General features: G+C 68.4%; 13 protein-coding genes and 1 riboswitch. Of the genes, 5 read left to right on the top strand and 8 right to left on the bottom strand.

The window, feature by feature from the left end:
- Positions 1 to 72: 72 nt before the first annotated feature.
- The 5 genes from ftsH to dacB form a co-directional block, all read right to left on the bottom strand.
- The gene (gene ftsH / locus TVH25_RS07295) at positions 73 to 2553 is read right to left on the bottom strand and encodes an ATP-dependent zinc metalloprotease FtsH (protein ID WP_422423704.1); all 2481 of its coding nucleotides are present in this window, start codon (positions 2551 to 2553) and stop codon (positions 73 to 75) included.
- Between the two features lie 257 nt (positions 2554 to 2810).
- On the bottom strand, positions 2811 to 3365 hold the full coding sequence (hpt, locus tag TVH25_RS07300; RefSeq protein WP_169622803.1) for a hypoxanthine phosphoribosyltransferase: 555 nt from the start codon (positions 3363 to 3365) through the stop codon (positions 2811 to 2813).
- Positions 3366 to 3385: 20 nt separating this feature from the next.
- Positions 3386 to 4429 (bottom strand): tRNA lysidine(34) synthetase TilS, encoded by a 1044-nt coding sequence (gene tilS, locus TVH25_RS07305; RefSeq protein ID WP_378528775.1) that lies wholly within the window; start codon positions 4427 to 4429, stop codon positions 3386 to 3388.
- Entirely contained in the window at positions 4405 to 5436 is a 1032-nt protein-coding gene (locus tag TVH25_RS07310) for a zinc-dependent metalloprotease (protein WP_422423705.1), read from the bottom strand. The genes tilS and TVH25_RS07310 overlap by 25 nt, the downstream gene beginning before the upstream one ends.
- Positions 5433 to 6839, bottom strand: coding sequence for a D-alanyl-D-alanine carboxypeptidase/D-alanyl-D-alanine endopeptidase (gene dacB / locus TVH25_RS07315; RefSeq protein ID WP_378528766.1), 1407 nt, complete (start codon positions 6837 to 6839; stop codon positions 5433 to 5435). Before dacB ends, TVH25_RS07310 begins: the two co-directional genes overlap by 4 nt.
- 164 nt (positions 6840 to 7003) lie before the next feature.
- On the opposite strand from dacB, the gene TVH25_RS07320 reads away from it, so the two are divergent.
- A complete protein-coding gene (locus tag TVH25_RS07320) occupies positions 7004 to 7495 on the top strand; it encodes an inorganic diphosphatase (protein WP_169622806.1) in 492 nt (163 codons plus the stop codon).
- 108 nt (positions 7496 to 7603) lie between these two features.
- Here TVH25_RS07320 and TVH25_RS07325 read toward each other — a convergent pair whose 3' ends face one another.
- On the bottom strand, positions 7604 to 8434 hold the full coding sequence (locus tag TVH25_RS07325) for a crotonase/enoyl-CoA hydratase family protein (RefSeq protein WP_169622807.1): 831 nt from the start codon (positions 8432 to 8434) through the stop codon (positions 7604 to 7606).
- A 103-nt stretch (positions 8435 to 8537) separates the two neighbouring features.
- Between TVH25_RS07325 and TVH25_RS07330 the strand changes: the two genes are divergently transcribed.
- On the top strand, positions 8538 to 9011 hold the full coding sequence (locus TVH25_RS07330; protein WP_169622808.1) for a YbaK/EbsC family protein: 474 nt from the start codon (positions 8538 to 8540) through the stop codon (positions 9009 to 9011).
- A 227-nt stretch (positions 9012 to 9238) separates the two neighbouring features.
- Positions 9239 to 9757 (top strand): winged helix-turn-helix domain-containing protein, encoded by a 519-nt coding sequence (locus TVH25_RS07335; RefSeq protein WP_422423706.1) that lies wholly within the window; start codon positions 9239 to 9241, stop codon positions 9755 to 9757.
- A gap of 56 nt (positions 9758 to 9813) precedes the next feature.
- On the opposite strand, the gene TVH25_RS07340 is transcribed toward TVH25_RS07335, so the two are convergent.
- Both TVH25_RS07340 and TVH25_RS07345 read right to left on the bottom strand, forming a co-directional pair.
- Positions 9814 to 10407, bottom strand: a complete 594-nt coding sequence (locus tag TVH25_RS07340) for a hypothetical protein (RefSeq protein WP_296551667.1) — start codon at positions 10405 to 10407, stop codon at positions 9814 to 9816.
- A 196-nt stretch (positions 10408 to 10603) separates the two neighbouring features.
- Entirely contained in the window at positions 10604 to 11917 is a 1314-nt protein-coding gene (locus TVH25_RS07345) for an aminotransferase class V-fold PLP-dependent enzyme (RefSeq protein ID WP_296551668.1), read from the bottom strand.
- A gap of 69 nt (positions 11918 to 11986) precedes the next feature.
- A riboswitch (SAM riboswitch) is annotated at positions 11987 to 12103 on the bottom strand.
- Between the two features lie 217 nt (positions 12104 to 12320).
- Here TVH25_RS07345 and TVH25_RS07350 point away from each other — a divergent pair.
- Positions 12321 to 16226 carry a Pls/PosA family non-ribosomal peptide synthetase gene (locus TVH25_RS07350; protein ID WP_422423708.1) on the top strand — a complete coding sequence of 1302 codons (3906 nt, stop codon included), beginning with the start codon at positions 12321 to 12323 and terminating at the stop codon, positions 16224 to 16226.
- Positions 16211 to 17572 carry a M1 family metallopeptidase gene (locus TVH25_RS07355; RefSeq protein WP_422423720.1) on the top strand — a complete coding sequence of 454 codons (1362 nt, stop codon included), beginning with the start codon at positions 16211 to 16213 and terminating at the stop codon, positions 17570 to 17572. The genes TVH25_RS07350 and TVH25_RS07355 overlap by 16 nt, the downstream gene beginning before the upstream one ends.
- The last annotated feature ends 18 nt before the right edge of the window (positions 17573 to 17590 follow it).

The raw sequence follows: 17590 nt of genomic DNA on the forward strand, positions 1-17590 counted from the left end.
CGGAACCCGCTGCGGTACCCACGTGATCAACCGACACCCGCCAGTCCTCCACTCTTGAAGTTGCTCGTCGTCTCAACGCTGGCCGGACGGCCCTTCCCACGGCTGCGTGGGTGGCGGTTCGGGGGTCGGATGTCCCTCGTCCCGTTGTTCATCGGAGTTGTCGGATCCCGTGCGGGTCCAATCGGGGTAACCGCCCCGGAAGGTTCCGCGCTCGTCCTGCTGTTCCTCCGGCGGCCAGCCCGGTGCCGACCAGCCGGCGGGGGCGCCGTAGTCGGGCCGGGTCGCGTGCCGGGGTCCACCCGGGTACGGCGCCGGCGGGAATCCGGGCAGCGGCTCGGACGCCGGGATCGGCTGAGGCTGAGGCCGGCCGTACCCGTTTCCGGGAGCCGACGGCTGGTACTGCGGCTCCGCGGGCGCGGCGCCGGGGTACTGCGGCTGGGCACCCGGGTATTGGGGCTGCGCCGACTGCGGCTGCGCCGGCTGGGGCGCACCCGGGTACTGCGGCTGCCGGTCGTCGCCGTGCTGCGGCCGACCGTTGGAGCCGTGCGGGTCCGGCTGGTGCTGCGGCTGCTGGTGCTGCGGCTGCGGCGGCTTCGTCAGGCTCGGCGGCTCCGCCGGCCACGGCTCGCCACGCTCTTCTGCGAGTTCGCGCGGCGTCTTGATCGGCGGCTTGTCGGACGGGATGCGGTCACCGAAATCGTTGAACGCGGTGATGCGCGGGCGCTTGTGGACATCCGCGAGAATCCGCTCGAGGTCCTTGCGGGTGAGCGTCTCGTGCTCGAGCAACTCGCCCGCCAGCACGTCGAGGACGTCGCGGTACTCGTTGAGAATCGACCATGCCTCGGTGTGCGCAGCCTCGATGAGGTTGCGGACCTCTTCGTCGATCTCGCGGGCCACCTCGTGCGAGTAGTCGGTCTGGTTCCCCATCGACCGTCCGAGGAACGGGTCGCCCTGCTCCTGGCCGTAGTGGACGGCGCCGAGCTTCGCGCTCATGCCGTACTCGGTGACCATCGCGCGGGCGATCTTCGTCGCCTGATCGATGTCCGACGAAGCACCGGTGGTGGGCTCGCGGAAGATCAGCTCTTCGGCGGCGCGGCCACCCATCGCCATGACCAGGCGCGCGATCATCTCGGACCGCGTCATCAGGCCCTTGTCGTCCTCGGGCACCGTCATGGCGTGCCCGCCCGTGCGCCCACGGGCCAGAATCGTGACCTTGTACACCGGCTCGATGTCGGGCATCGCCCACGCGGCGAGCGTGTGACCGCCCTCGTGGTACGCGGTGATCTTCTTCTCGTATTCGCTGATGATGCGGCTCTTGCGGCGCGGCCCGCCGATCACGCGGTCCACGGCCTCTTCGAGCGTCGCCTCGGTGATGACCGTGCCGTTCTCGCGGGCGGTGAGCAGGGCTGCTTCGTTCACGACGTTCGCCAGGTCGGCACCGGACATGCCCACGGTGCGCTTGGCGAGACCGCCGAGGTCGGCGTTCGGGTCGATCGGCTTGCCCTTGGAATGCACCGCGAGGATCGCGCGGCGACCGGCGAGATCCGGATTGCTCACCGGGATCTGACGGTCGAAACGACCTGGGCGCAGCAACGCGGGGTCGAGGATGTCGGGCCGGTTGGTGGCGGCCATGACGATGATGCCGGAGCGGTCACCGAAGCCGTCCATCTCGACGAGCAGCTGGTTGAGAGTCTGTTCGCGCTCGTCGTGGCCACCGCCGAGGCCCGCACCACGCTGACGGCCGACGGCGTCGATCTCGTCGACGAAGATAATGCAGGGCGCGTTCTGCTTGGCCTGCTCGAACAGGTCGCGCACGCGGGAGGCACCGACGCCGACGAACATCTCGACGAAGTCCGAACCGGAGATCGTGAAGAACGGCACGCCGGCCTCGCCTGCGACAGCGCGCGCGAGCAGCGTCTTACCCGTGCCGGGAGGGCCGTACAGCAGCACGCCCTTCGGAATCTTGGCGCCGAGCGCCTGGTACCGGCTCGGGTTCTGCAGGAAGTCCTTGATCTCGTACAGCTCTTCGACGGCCTCGTTCGCACCCGCGACGTCGTTGAACGTCGTCTTGGGCATGTCCTTGGTCAGCTGCTTGGCACGAGACTTGCCGAAGCCCATCATCCCGCCGCGGCCACCGCCCTGCATACGGCTCATGACGAGGAAGAACACCACCAGCAGGATGGCCATCGGCACCACGAACAGCAGGATCGACGTCAGCCAGCTCTCCTGGGTGACCTGCGTGTTGTACTTCGGCACGCCGGAATCACCGACCAGATCGAAGATCTGCTCCGATGCCGACGCGGGGTACTTCGCGATGATCTCGGTACTGCCCTCGGTCGCATCGTCGCCGTTGTTCAGCCACAACCGGAGCTGCTGCTCACGGTCGTCGATGCGCGCCTCGCTGACGTTTTTCGCCTCGAGCTGGGAGATCGCGACAGACGTGTCCACCTTCGTGAAGCCGCGCGTGTCGTCGCCGAAGTAGCTGAAGGCGTAGATGACCAACAGGATGCCGGCGACAATCGCCAGATTACGGAACACTGTCTTGCGGTTCATACAGGTTCGGCCCGGCCGGCCGGTCCTTTCGATAGTGACGTCATCGGTGTCGTGTCGAGGGCGCTACACCCGGTGCGGTCGCGGTTTCGCGAGCAGTGACCAACCAGGCACCGCAAGGTTACCGCGTGACGACGAACCGCCGCGGAGTCGCAGCAGGTCGTTCGAACAGACAACGAACCGGCGGTGTCCCTTGTTCCCACCCACAGCGAGGCTGCGGACGGTTCATCTGCGGCGTCTGCACTCCCACCGCGCAGGTGTCAGCTGCTGTAGACCTTCGGGTGGAGAGTGCCGATGTAGGGCAGGTCCCGGTACCGCTCGTCGTAGTCGAGTCCGTACCCGACGACGAACTCGTTGGGGATGTCGAAGCCGACGTCCTTGACCTCGACGTCGATCTTCTGGGCGTCGGGCTTGCGCAGCAGGGTGACGACCTCGAGCGACGCCGGGTTGCGCGTCGACAGGTTGCGGATCAGCCAGGACAGCGTCAGACCCGAGTCGATGATGTCCTCGACGATCAGGACGTTGCGGCCGGCGATGTCCTTGTCGAGGTCCTTGAGAATCCGGACCACGCCGGAGGACGAGGTCGAGGAACCGTACGAGCTCACCGCCATGAATTCCATCTGGGCCGGGATCGGCAGGGCTCGGGCGAAGTCGGTCATGAAGAAGATCGCGCCTTTGAGCACACCGATGAGCAGGAGATCACCCTCCGGGGCGCCCTCGGGGTATCGCTCCGCAATCGAGGCTGCCAGTTCGGCCGTCCGCTCTGCGATCTGCTCCTCGGAGATCAGCACCGAGGCAATGTCACCTTCGTACACCGGGTTCTACCCACCTTCCGTCAGTCGTCCGCGCACCGCTGCTGGTCGACGAACTCCATACTCAGCCTGCCACGCCGACGCAGCACCACCAACCTGGTCCCCGCTCCCGGACCCCGGCCCACCGCGACGGGCCCCTGCCCGTGCCAGAGCACCACCAGATCGTCGATTGCGCGCAGCGACTTGTCGTTCGGCGCGGGTGCACCGCGTCCGAGCAGCCACAAGCGAACCGCCCGGCGGCGGACCGCGGCGGGTGCATCGGTGAGCACCGTCACATCGAGTGAGCAGTCGGCCGCGGGCTCGCGCGGGGTCGCGGCACGGGCCAGCAGGCCGGCAGCCGCTTCGTCGAGCGCCTCCCCGTCGTCCCGAAGTTGCGCGGCGGTGCGAGCGAGCGCCGCGGCGACTCCGCCACCGAGGATCTCCTCGAGCATCGGGAGGGCCTCCGTCCGCAATCGGACGCGAGTGAATCGCGGGTCCGCGTTGTGGGGATCCTCGTACGGGAGGTAACCGAGTTCGCCGCATGCGCGCCGGGTGACGCTTCTCCGTACGCCGAGCAGGGGTCTCCCCCACGGGGCGTCGAACGGCGCCATTCCGCAGATCGAGCGAAGCCCCGAACCGCGGCCGAGACCGAGGAGGACCGTCTCGGCTTGGTCGTCGAGAGTGTGGCCGAGCAGGACCGGCATTCCGCCGCGCGCCTCGTCGAGGGCCCTGTACCGGGCGGTACGAGCAGCCGCCTCCAGCCCTCCGGGGCCGGTAACGTCCACGGCCACCACCCGGACGGAGGCGCACCCACGCGCACGCGCGAAATCGGCGGCGCGCGCGGCGACGTCCGACGAGCCCTCCTGCAGACGATGGTCGACGACGACGGCGTGCACCTCGTCGGCCTCGGCCACGGCCGCCGCTGTCAGCGCTGCGGAGTCGGCGCCACCGGACAGCGCGACGGCCACCGCGCGCACGTCGTGCGTGGACAGCCAGGCGCGCACCGCCAGCCGGACCTCGTGGATTGCGGGCAGTTCGGGCAGTCGCGGAGCGGGCGGCACGGTCAGCCCAGCACCCGTGCGATCCAGGCGTCCGGGTGATCGATCTCCGTGAGGGTCGGGAGCGCGTCGGGGCCGGACCACACCGCGTTGAACTGCGCCATGCCGGCCTTCGCGACGACGGCGTCGACGAACTTCTTTCCGTGCACGTACTGCGCCATCTTCGCGTCCACGCCGAGAACGACGCGGATCACGCGGTGGATCGGGTTTCCGTTGCGGCGACGCCGGCTGTCGAACGCACGGCGGATCCGTGCCACCGACGGAACGACGGACGGCCCCACCCCGTCCATGACGTGATCGGCGTGGCCTTCGAGCAGCGTTCCGAGCGCCAGCATCCGGTCGAGCGATTCGCGTTGCGGTTCCGCCTGCGTGGCACGCAGCAGTCCGACCATGCCGCGTTGCGACATCGGCTTCTCGCCCGGAGTGCGCAGATCGCGGGCGGCGGCCACGAACCTGCTCACGACCTCACCGATCGGCTCGTCGACCGCTGCCGTGAGTTCGGCGGTGGACTCGCGCATGATGTCCGCCATCCAGGGAGCCTGCTCGAACTGCACGCGGTGGGTGACCTCGTGCAGACACACCCACAGGCGGAAGTCCGAGGTCGGCACCTTCAGTGCGCGCTCGACGGCGACGACGTTGGGTGCGACGAGCAGCAGCGTGCGCGAGAACGGGTCGTACTGACCGAGGACGGCCGACGCGAGGTACGCGAGCATCGCGCCTGCCTGCGCGCCCGCGGGCTTACCGAGCCAGCTCCCGCTCCGGTCGGACCCGGTGAGGTCCGCCATCGACTCCGCCGCGGCCCGCACCCAGTCGGGGCGATCCACGACGCGCGCGGGCGGCGGCACCGTCCCGTTGCCCATCCCGGTCTGCTCACGCACCGGGCCTTCGGCGCGCTCCGCCGCCGCGTACAGCTCCTCGATGGCGGCGTCACGGGTGTACCCCGACATCGCGGGGCCGGAGCGCGTGAGCCGGGCACCGACGCCCGCCGCGAACTCCCAATCGATCGCGTCGCCGATGCCCCGCTCCTGTTCGCTCATCGGCAGCCGCATCCCCGGAGTACGGCCGCGACGTCGTCCAGCGCGGGTCGTGCTTCGTTGGGGAACCGATCGTTCGACATGAGTGCGAACGTCAGTACCCGGCCATCGACGTCCACGACGTATCCCGTAAGCCCGCTCACAAGACTCAGTGTGCCTGTTTTCGCGCGGACCCACCCGGCTCCGGCACGGGCAGTGGTGCCGTAGCGGTCGCTGAGCGTGCCGGTGGCACCCGCGACCGGCAGGTAATCGAGCATCGGACGCAGGGCCGGAGCGTCCGGGCCGGCGGCGCGCGCGACGATCGAGTCGAGGACCCGCGCCGGGATGCGGTTGTCGAGGGACAGGCCGCTGAGGTCCTGAAGCGTGACTCCGGAGGTGTCGATCCCGGCGCCCTGAAGAGTGCGGGTCACAGCTTCGACGGCACCGGTGAACGTGGGCGCGCTACCCGACGAGATCGCGATTTCCCGTCCGATGGTTTCGGCGAGCACGTTGTCGGAATGCTGCACCATTTGTTCCAGTCGTGTCCGCAGCGGTGCGGACTGAACCGATGCCATGGGCGCTGTACCCGGTGAGGCCGTCCCGATCGTGACCTTCTCGGGATCGGCGCCGAGTGCGGCGGCGAGCGCTCGCCCGGCGTCGAGCGCAGGAGTAGCCGAACGCGGCGACTCGTCTTCGAGCGGCCGCAGGCGTCCCCCGTCGAGCATCACCGGTTCGATGGGTGCGACGAACCCGTCCCCGACATCGGTGGCGTCCCATCCGACCGCGAGCGGGTCTCCGCTGAAGATCCCGACATCGACGACCACGGTGTCGACGACGGCTCCGCTGCGCTGGATTTGCTGCGCGAGATCGGCGATGCGGGGACCACCGGGGTAGAAACCGTCTTCGCCGACGGGCTGAGCGGTGAGGGTGGGGTCGCCACCCGCGACGAGGACGATCTCGCCGGGACGGGAGCCCTCGACCACCCGCGTCGTGATGCGGTGATCGCTGGGCAGGCCGAGCAACGCGGCCGCGGTGGTGAGGATCTTCGTCGTGGATGCGGGTGTCATCGGCCGGTCCGGGTCCTGGGACCACAGGACGGTCCCGGTGGCCGCATCGGTGACCGATCCGGTGAACGATCCGAGCGCCGGGTTCTTCACGGCTGCGTCGAGCGCGGCGGCCAGGGCCGCGGGGACCGGAGCCGGGGCATCGTCCGCCACCGGCGCGACCGCGGGGTCCGCGACGACCGGTGCGGGAGCGGGCGCGATCGTCGCGCTGGCAGTGGTGCGCACGTCGTAGACGGCAAATGCGCCGCCCACGACGAGTGCGAGAAAACCGGCGGCCCAGATACCGAACAGGATCCGGATGTTCCGGCGCCGACGTGTGACCAACGAACCCTGCTTCTTGATCTTTTCCTGCCCCGCCAACACGCCTCCGCTGTGTCCTGCACACTCGCGCCCTGGTGGCCGCCTTCGTGGTCCGGTACCTGCGTCGTCCAGACTAGCGCCGCGCCCGTTATCCTTTCTCCGGACCATCACCGCAGATACGGATGTCGTATCGGCGAGCGAAAACACCGACGAAGTGAGGCAAGCGCGTGGAGTTCGAGGTCACCATCGAGATCCCCAAGGGGCAGCGGAACAAGTACGAGGTCGATCACGAGACCGGCCGCGTCAAGCTCGACCGCTACCTCTACACCGCGTTCGGGTACCCCGCCGACTACGGGTACATCGAGAACACTCTCGGTGAAGACGGCGATCCGCTCGACTGCCTCGTACTGCTCCCCGAGTCGGTGTACCCCGGCGTCATCGTCGATGCCCGTCCGGTCGGCATGTTCAAGATGGTCGACGAGGCCGGTGGCGACGACAAGGTTCTCGCGGTCCCCGCAGGTGACCCGCGGTGGGATCACATCCAGGACATCGGCGACGTGCCGCAGTTCGAACTCGACGCGATCAAGCACTTCTTCGTGCACTACAAGGATCTCGAGCCGGGCAAGCACGTCGAAGCCGCGGACTGGACGGGCCGCGCCGACGCAGAGGCCGAGGTCACTGCCTCCATCGCGCGCTTGAAGGACAACGGCGGCCACTGAGCCTGCCGCAGAACACCTGAGTGTCCTGCAACGACGAATCTCCCGGATGATCCACGGATCGGCCGGGAGATTCGTCGTGTCGGGGGTGTGCCGGGGTACCGGCCGTCGTCACTGTCCCTTGAACTCGGGCGGGCGCTTCTCGAAGATCGCCTTGATCGCCTCGCCGAGATCCTCCGAGGGCAGGAACGCCGCATTCCATGCCGCGACGTAGCGAAGGCTGTCGTCGACCTGCGCCGAGCGGCTGTGGTCGAGGACGTCCTTGATCCCGTGCACGACCAGCGGCGGGTTCGCCGCGATTTCCGCAGCGGTCCGGTGGGCCGCGGCGAGGACGTCGTCGGCGTCGGCGAAGACGTCGTTGACGAGACCGATCTTCTCGGCGCGCGCAGCGTCGATGTCCTTGCCGGTGAGGGCGAGTTCCCGGACGTGCCCGTCACCGATGATGTACGGCAGGCGCGCGAGGGTGCCGACATCCGCGACCATGCCCACCTTCACTTCGCGGACGCTGAACTTGGCGTCGGCGCTCGCGTAGCGGATGTCGGCCGCGGTGATGAGGTCGACACCGCCGCCGATGCACCAGCCCTGGATCGCCGCGACGACCGGCTTGCGGCAGTCGGCGACGGCCGTGATGGCTGCCTGCATACGCTTGACCATCCCGTGGAACTCGGTGCGCGCCTTCGCGCGGGCACCGTCTGCGAGGACCGCCGCGAGGTCACCACCCATCGCGACGAGGTCGAGGCCGAACGTGAAGTGTTTGCCGGCGCCGGCCAGCACGACGGCACGCACGTCCGGATCTGCGTCGAGTTGGGCGAACAGGACGGGCAGCTCGGACCACAGGTCCGGGCCCATCGCGTTGCCTTTGCCGGGACCGATGAGCGTCACCTGGGCGACGTGGTCCTTGTGCTCGACGGTGAACGCTTTCCAACTGGTGTGATCGGTCATTACTCGAGAGTAATGTCCCTCGTCGGCGAGCACTGCCACCGCCCCGAAACTCCTCGGGCGTTTCGCGTATTCGTCCCCGATGAGCAGGTCCTACTCTTGACTCATGAGCAGGTTCTGGCACCCGAACGTGGCCCGTGTCGCCGACACGCTCATCGCTCGTGGACACCACGGGCTCATCACCAGGCAACCCGACTCCGTGACCACCGCGGAACAGGCCGCGGCGGCGGTGGGAGCCGACGTGGGCTCCATCGTGAAGTCCCTGGTGTTCCTTCTCGACGACGAACCGATCCTGCTCCTGGTGTCGGGCGCACACCGGGTCGCACTCGACCGCACCGGCGAGCGCCTCGGCGGCACCCTGGCGCCGGCACCCCGCTCGGTGGTCGTCGAGGTCACCGGCCAGCCTGTCGGTGGTGTCGCCCCGCTCGGACACCCCACCAACCTCCCGACCTACATCGATCGGTCACTGAAGGACCACGCGGAACTGTGGGCGGCGGGTGGATGCGCCAACACGCTGTTTCGAACCACGTACCGCGAACTGATGCGCGTCACGGCGGGAATCGACGTGGACGTGGACTGAAGGGGTACCGCTCGGCTACCACCCGAAGTGCCACGCGCGGTACACTTCGACTCATGACCGACCGAGCGTGGAGCCGCAGGCACGTCGACCTGTGCCGCACCCGCTCGAGCCTGTGTGCGCGCTGAGATACGCACCAGCCCTTCTCCTTTCCCGGCAACCGCGATAGTCACCCGCGGCATATGCGTCATGCGGCGCGCCGATGTCCATTCTCCGAGCGGAGTCTTCGAATGACCACCGACCACCTCGAACGCGCAACCGGCACCTCCTCAGTCGATGAGCCGGAACTCGTTCTCATCGTCCAAGTTTCGGACACGGGCGCTGTCCACCCCGGCGACCTCGCGGCACTCGCCGACGCGCTCCGCGAAACAGCGACCGGCCTTCTTCCCGGCGCACGCACCCACACGCTCCTCAGCCCGGGGCCCGCACCGCTCGTGGTGGACCTGCCCGCTCGCGGCCTGGTGCTCGACGGCAGCCGAGTAGAGCTGAGCCACACCGAATTCGAGATTTTTTCGTATCTCGTCGATCGCCCTCACACAGCGGTTCCCCGATCGACTCTGCGTACCCTCGGTGCCGGCTACATCGATCCCGAACGCGGCAACCGGGACGTCGATGTACACGTCTCCCGTATCCGGTCGAAACTCGGCAGGTTCGGCGACATCGTCACCACTGTCCGAGGCGCCGGCTACCGCTTCGACCCCGACGCGCGCGTCCACGTCGTCACCCCTCTCCACCGACGAAGCGCCTAGAGCACAAGCGAAGGGGCTGGTAAAATCTCCGGCCCCTTCGCTCGTCCCAGTTCGGCCTACGACGCGCGTGCCGCGGGACCTGCCCCTTCACCGAACCGTCGCAGAACCTCCACAACAGTCGGTGACACCGTCAGCAGTCCGCGGGCTTCGAGCCACGGGAGCGTGCCGTCGACGAGATGTTCCACCGTGAACGGCGCCGTCGACGGAATCAGCGTGACGCCGTCTGCCACCCCGACGGAATGGATGTCGGCGATCAGGCTCGCGAGCCCGTGCGGCGTTCCCACATAGGACAACGTGCTCGGACCCCGACGGGCAATCCCGTCGGTCCGAGCGTGGCGGATCCGCGCGGCACGTGCATCGGGATCGACGACCACCTCGAGGTCGACGAGCACCGTCACCGCGTCGGGGTCGCGGCCCTCCGCGACGGCCTCGGTACGGATCCGGTCGCGAATCTTCGCTGTTTCCCGCAGGTCTGCGGCGCGAACCCGGATTACGTTGCCGGACGGCGCGGCAGGGTCGAGCGGAGGATCGTCGGGACGGCCGACGGTGAGATCGGCCCAGTAGTCGGGTCCGGATTGCCCGGAGAGTTCGACCGCGACGCGCAGCAACCGCCGCGTCCGGTCCCGGTACGTGGAATCGGTATCGGACATGAGTAACCTCTCGAATGAGCCGTGATGCGGCAGCAGCTGAAAAGCGCGCGGAGAGAACTCAGTCCGGACAGGTACCGGAGGCGGTGCGGCACAGATCGACATGCCGGCGGCACCAGTGCGCCGTTGCAGTCGCCTCCGAGGTCATGACGAGAACCCTACCTACCCCATGGGGAATTGTCGACCACAACACTCACACTCAGATGCATTGCGACGCACCCTCTCCCGACTGCGCGAGTCCGGGCCGGGTTTCCGGTGCCGGGCTCCACACGCCGCCGGTCTTCGCGTGCGTCCACGCAGGTCCTTGCGCGACCAGAGTGCGCAGCGCGGCGAGCAACCGGTCCACGTCTGCCGACGAGCTGCCCAGCCCCAGCGACGCGCGCACCGCCCCACCCGGGCGTCCCACGCGTGCGAGCAGCGGGTGCGCGCAGAAACGCCCGTCGCGCACTCCGATTCCGTGCTCGGCCGAAAGGTACGACGCCACCTCACCCGGTTCGTATCCATCCACGGTGAAGGTCACGATGCCGACGCAGTCTTCCGAGTCGTCCCACAACTTCAGGATCTCGACGCCCTCGATGCCGCTCAATCCGTCGACGAGCAGGCGGCACAGTTCTTCCTCGTGCCGCGCCGCGGCCTCGGTGTCGAAACCGCCGAGGGTGTCGCATGCCGCGGCCAGGGCGGCAACCCCGAGTACGTTCGGTGTTCCGGCCTCGTGTCGCGCAGGGGCACAAGCCCATTCGGCACCGTCGAGAGTCACCTCGCGCACCGCGCCGCCACCGGCGAGGTACGGCTCGGCGGTGTCGAGCCAGTCGCGGCGTCCCACGAGCACTCCGGCGCCGAACGGGGCGTAGAGCTTGTGACCGGAGAAGGCGAGGTAATCGATTCCGTCGGCGGTGAGATCCACGCTGCGGTGGGGCACCAACTGCGCACCGTCGACGAGAATCCGCGCACCGCACGAATGAGCGAGGGCGGCGAGCTCGGAGATCGGCAGCACTTCACCGGTCACGTTGGAGGCACCCGTGACGGCGAGCAGCGCGGCCGGCGCCCGGTTCAGTTCCTCGGCGATACGCTGCACGGTCTCCGCGATCGAGTCGGCCGCCACGACAACCCGGGAGTTCTTCCACGGGAGGAGATTCGCGTGATGCTCGATATCGAGCACCACGACGTCACCGGGCACCGCACCCGCCAGCAGGTTCAGCGAATCGGTCGTGTTGCGGGTGAAAACGACGACCTGATCGGTGTCGGCACCGACGAAGCGCGCCACCGACTCTCGCGAATCCTCGTAACTCGCGGTGCTCACCCGCGAGGCGTATCCGGCGCCGCGATGGACGCTCGCGTAGTACGGCAGCAACTCGGCGATGCGTTCGGTGACTGTGGCGAGAGCGGGTGCACTCGCCGCGTAATCGAAGTTGGCGTAGGTGCAGGTGCCGCCCTGCACGAGCGGCACCTGCACATCACATCCGGAGACGTGTGCGAACGGCGCGATGCAGGCGGTGGCAGATGCAGCAGTCATGACAAAATCCCTCGTCGATCCAGGGACCCGTCGGTAATCGCCACGACGAAGGGAAACGATCGCCGGCGGAGTCCGCGCTTGCCGTGTCCGGTATTGGAATCACAGCCAGGTCGTCACCCGGAGCACCCCACCGCGGAGGAGGGTTGCCGACCAGCAAGCCGGGGCTCGATGCTGGTACTCATGACCTGCCGAAGAGGATTGCAGTCGGGCGGTCCCGTGTCAAACCGGATGTGGTGCGCCGACCGCGACAGTGCGGACGAACGCCGCGGACCTGCCGAAATACCGCCTCCGAGTCGGCCGGGGCGCGACACACCCGGGCCCTGCGATGTGCCCCGACGTTCACCTCGTGTCCACTTGAACGTGAGATAACCGGAGCACCATCGAGTAGAAGGACGCCGCGGACTTGCCTGCCCCACTCCCCGCTGAACCCCGCAGCTCTGTGATCCCCGCAGAGTTTCTTCGCGCGTCACACGCACCGCCGGCCCGCACCCTCGTCGACATCCTGCGCGCGACCGCCGAGGCGCATCCCGACGCACCGGCGATCGACGACGGCACCGGCGTCATCGGCTACGCGGAACTGCTCGAGAAAGTCCGGGTAGGCGCGTACGCCCTCCTCGACGCCGGGGTCGGTGCGGGCGATCGGGTCGGGGTTCGGATGACCTCGGGCAGAGCCGAACTGTATGTGACCATCCTGGCGATCCTGGCCGCGGGCGCGGCCTACGTTCCCGTGGACGCCGACGACCCGGACGAACGCGCCGACCTGGTGTTCTCCGAGGCCCGGGTGACCGCCGTCGTCACCGACGACGGCATCGGTCCCGGTACCGCTCCCGTACGGGCCGACCCGCCGCTGCGCGGTCCACGGCTCGAGGACGATGCGTGGATCATCTTCACGTCGGGGTCGACCGGCACTCCGAAGGGTGTGGCGGTGACCCACCTCAACGCCGCCGCGTTCGTCGACGCCGAAGCGCGATTGTTCTGCCGAGACGCTCCGATCGGGCCGGGAGACCGGGTACTGGCCGGCTTGTCGGTCGCATTCGACGCCTCGTGTGAGGAGATGTGGCTCGCGTGGCGCCACGGCGCGTGCCTGGTGCCCGCTCCGCGCTCATTGGTCCGGTCCGGCATGGACCTCGGCCCGTGGCTGATCTCGCGTGACATCAGTGTCGTCTCCACCGTGCCGACCCTCGCCGCGATGTGGCCGGCCGAATCTCTCGAAGCGGTGCGGCTGCTCATTTTCGGCGGCGAGTCCTGCCCGCCGGACCTCGTCGAACGGCTTGCCGTTCCGGGACGAGAGTTGTGGAACACCTACGGTCCGACGGAAGCCACCGTCGTCGCGTGCGCCTCACTCATGGACGGCTCCGGGCCGGTCCGCATCGGGCTGCCCCTCGACGGCTGGGATCTCGCTGTCGTCGACGCCGAGGGCAACCCCGTCGCCGAGGGAGAAGCCGGTGAACTCGTCATCGGCGGCGTGGGACTGGCGCGATACCTCGACCCGGCGAAGGACGCCGAAAAGTACGCGCCCATGCCGAGTCTCGGATGGTCGCGCGCCTACCGCAGCGGTGACCTCGTCGTGCTCGACCGGCAAGGACTGCTGTTCCAGGGGCGTGCCGACGATCAGGTGAAGATCGGCGGACGCCGCATCGAACTCGGTGAGGTCGACAATGCCTTGCAGAACCTGCCGGGCGTCGCCGGCGCCGCCTGCGCCGTCCGTACGACGGCGACGGGACACTCGGTTCTCGTCGGCTACCTCGCCTCGACGGACCCCGACTTCGATCTGGCGGCCGCGCACGACCTCCTGTCCGAGCAGCTTCCTGCCGCCCTCGTGCCCCGGCTCGCCCGGGTCGACGAACTCCCCACCCGAACCTCGGGGAAAGTGGACCGCAACGCCTTGCCGTGGCCGCTCCCCGGCGCAGACGCCGACTCGATCGACGCCCTCGGTCTCGACCCCACCGCCGCGTGGCTGGCGGGGTTGTGGACGGACATCCTCGGCGCTCCCATCGACGGCCTGGACGACGATTTCTTCGAACTCGGCGGGGGTTCGCTCGCAGCCGCCCAGCTCGTCACCGCCATTCGTGCCCGCTACCCGGAAATGACCGTCGCACAGCTGTACGACCGGCCACGCCTCGGGTCCCTCGCCGTCTACCTGGACGAACTGGCTCCGACGACCGCTGCCACGCACCGCGTGGTCGCTCCGGTGTCCCGTCGCGCACAGTTCGCGCAGATCGTCGCGACCGTGCCGCTCATGACGCTCACCGGACTGCAGTGGGTCGTCTGGCTCGCGATCCTCAACAACGTCGTCAGCCTGGTCGTCGACGTGCCGTGGAGGGTCACCCTGTCGTGGTGGTGGACCGTGTTCGGTGCCGCCCTGTTCCTTACCCCTCCCGGGCGCATGGCGCTTGCCGTCGTGGGAGCGCGGCTGCTGCTCCGCGATGTGGTTCCCGGAAGTTACCCGCGGGGCGGCTCGGTGCACCTGCGACTGTGGACGGCGCTACGCCTGTCCGACGCCGTCGGAGCAACCAACATTTCGGGCGCCCCGTGGATGCGGAACTACGCTCGTGCCCTGGGAGCGAAGGTGGGACGAGATGTCGATCTGCACAGCCTTCCCCCGATCACCGGGCTCCTCGAACTCGGCGACGGCTGCTCGATCGAACCCGAGGTCGATCTGTCGGGTCACTGGGTCGACGGCGACCTCGTCCACATCGGCACCATCCGGGTGGGTGCCGGCGCGGCCGTCGGTGCCCGCTCGTTCCTCGCCCCCGGTGCGCGCATCGGCAAGAATGCCGAAGTCGAGGCCGGCTCCGCGGTGTTCGGGCGCGTGAAGTCCGGGCAGCACTGGGCTGGGTCGCCGGCCAAGAAGATCGGCAAGGCCGACCGTCCCTGGCCCTCGGAGGCACCACCCCGCGGAGCCCGCTGGATTCCCGTCTACGCCTTGACCTCCGTCCTCCTCGGCGGCCTGCCGATCGCGTCGATCGCGGCAGGTGTCGCGTTACTCGTGTGGTGGGTGCGCGACACCGCGACCGTCGCAGACGCCGTTCCCCGGTCCCTGGCGATGCTTCCGGTCGCGGCGTTGCTGACCATGTTCGTCTTCGCACTCACCACGCTGATCACCGTGCGACTGTTGTCGATTCGTATGACGGAGGGCTGGCATCCGGTCCGGAGCCGCGTCGGCTGGCAGGTGTGGGCCACCGAGCGTCTGATGGATTCGTCGCGCACCTTCCTCTTCCCGCTGTACGCGTCGATGCTCACGCCGGGCTGGCTCCGGCTCCTCGGCGCCGACATCGGCAAGGACGTCGAGGCGTCGACGGTGCTCATGGTGCCCAAGTTCACGAAGGTCGCCGACGGAGCCTTCCTGGCCGACGACACGATGGTCGCGTCGTACGAACTCGGGGGCGGCTGGCTCTACATCTCGCACGCCAAAGTCGGAAAGCGGGCGTTCCTCGGTAATTCCGGTATGGCGGCGCCCGGCCGTCGTGTCCCGAAGCACGGTCTCGTCGCGGTCCTCTCGGCCGCGCCCCAGAAAGCGAAATCGGGGTCGTCCTGGCTCGGCAGTCCCCCGGTGCGACTGCGCCGCGCTGCGGGTGACAGCGATGCGAGCCGCACCTTCGCACCGTCGCCGAAGCTGCGGATCGCCCGCGGTCTCGTGGAGACCTGCCGGCTCGTTCCGATGATCGTCACGTTCGGGATCGGGCTGGGAGTCCTCTTCACGCTCAACACGCTCGCGTCGCACTTCGGGTACCGGATCGCCATCCTGCTCGGCGGTGTGGTGCTGATGGCCGCCGGCGCGGTCGCGTGCCTGGTGACGATCGCGGCGAAATGGCTGATCGTGGGGCGCATCGGCCGAGAAGAACATCCGCTGTGGAGTTCGTTCGTGTGGCGCAACGAAGTATCGGACACCTTCGTCGAGACCGTCGCCGCGCCGTGGTTCGCCCGCGCGGCGACGGGCACCGCGGCCACGAACCTGTGGCTGCGCGCACTCGGTTCCACGATCGGACGCGGTGTGTGGTGCGAAAGCTACTGGCTGCCCGAAGCGGACCTCGTGACGCTGGGCGACGGCGCGACAGTGGAACGCGGGTGCGTTGTACAGACACACTTGTTCCATGATCGGATCATGGCCATGGACACCGTGACTCTCGGCGCCGGCGCGACCCTCGGCCCCCAGTGCGTCGCGCTACCCGCATCGGGGATCGGTGACGGCGCCACTGTCGGACCCGCATCTCTGGTGATGCGCGGCGACGTCGTGCCACCGTCGACCCGCTGGCAGGGCAACCCGATCTCGGCGTGGACGTCCCCGGGCGACTGGTCACCGCGGTGAAACCGATCAAGGCCGCGAAGCCGGTGCCGCCCGTGACCGCCGACCGTCCCCTCGACCCGTACCTTCCGACCAGCGGCAACCGCGGTTACCGCGTGTCGCGGTACGAACTCGATCTCGCCTACAAGATCATGGCGAACCGGTTGGAGGGCCGGGCCGTCATCATCGCGACGACCACCGATGTGCGGGGAAAGTTCGCACTCGACCTCGCACCGTCGATGCGCGTGTCCAAGGTGACGGTCAACGGGCGACGACCCGCCAAGTTCGTGCACCGCGGCGGCAAGCTCACCGTCACCCCCGCAGACGCCATCCCCGCGGGCGCGGTGCTGACCATCTCCGTCCAGTACGCCGGCACCCCCACACCGCTCCACACCATGTGGGGTGATGTCGGGTGGGAGGAACTCGAGGAGGGCTCGCTCGTCGCGAGCCAGCCCAACGGCGCTCCGTCGTGGTTTCCGTGCGACGACCATCCCGGATCGAAAGCGACCTACCGCATCTCGATCACCACGGACGCGCCGTTCCAGGCGATCGCGAACGGAACGCTCGTCCACAAGACGACCAAATCCAGCCGGACCACGTGGGTCTACGAGCAACCCGAGCCGATGGCGACGTACCTGGCGACCGTGCAGATCGGGCACTACGAGATGCGCGCGATCGCGTCGTCGCCGGTGCCGCAGTACGCGGTGCACCCGTCACGCCTGCGCGACGCGTTCGACAAGGACTTCGGGCGGCAACAGGAGATGCTCGAGTTGTTCACGCGCCTGTTCGGCCCGTACCCCTTCGCGCACTACACGGCCCTGGTGACCGACGACGACCTCGAGATCCCCATCGAGGCGCAGGGTCTGTCCACGTTCGGGGCCAATTTCTGCGACGGGCACAGGACCGAAGAACGGCTCGTGGCACACGAATTGGCTCACCAGTGGTTCGGCAACAGCCTGACTCTGTCTCGCTGGTGCGACATCTGGCTCCACGAAGGTTTCGCGTGTTACGCCGAGTGGCTGTGGTCCGAGAACTCCGGTGGGCCGTCTGCCCAGGCCCTCGCGGCCGACGCGTATCGCGGCCTTTCCCGCAAGCCCCAGGACATCCTCCTCGAGGATCCCGGCGCGAAGGACATGTTCGACGACCGGATCTACAAGCGCGGAGCGCTCACCCTGCATGCGTTGCGCCTGACTCTGGGCGACGACTCGTTTTTCACGCTTCTCCGGACATGGACGTCGGAGCATCGCCATTCCAACGTCACGACGACACAATTCAAAGATCTCGCTGCTCGCTTCTCCGACACCTCGCTGCGCCCCCTCTGGGATGCGTGGCTGGGCCAGAAGGAACTTCCGGCACCCCCGAGAATCTGATCGGCGGAGACTGGACGG

The organism is Rhodococcus sp. 7Tela_A2 (genome assembly GCF_049311045.1).
Lineage (GTDB): Bacteria > Actinomycetota > Actinomycetes > Mycobacteriales > Mycobacteriaceae > Rhodococcus.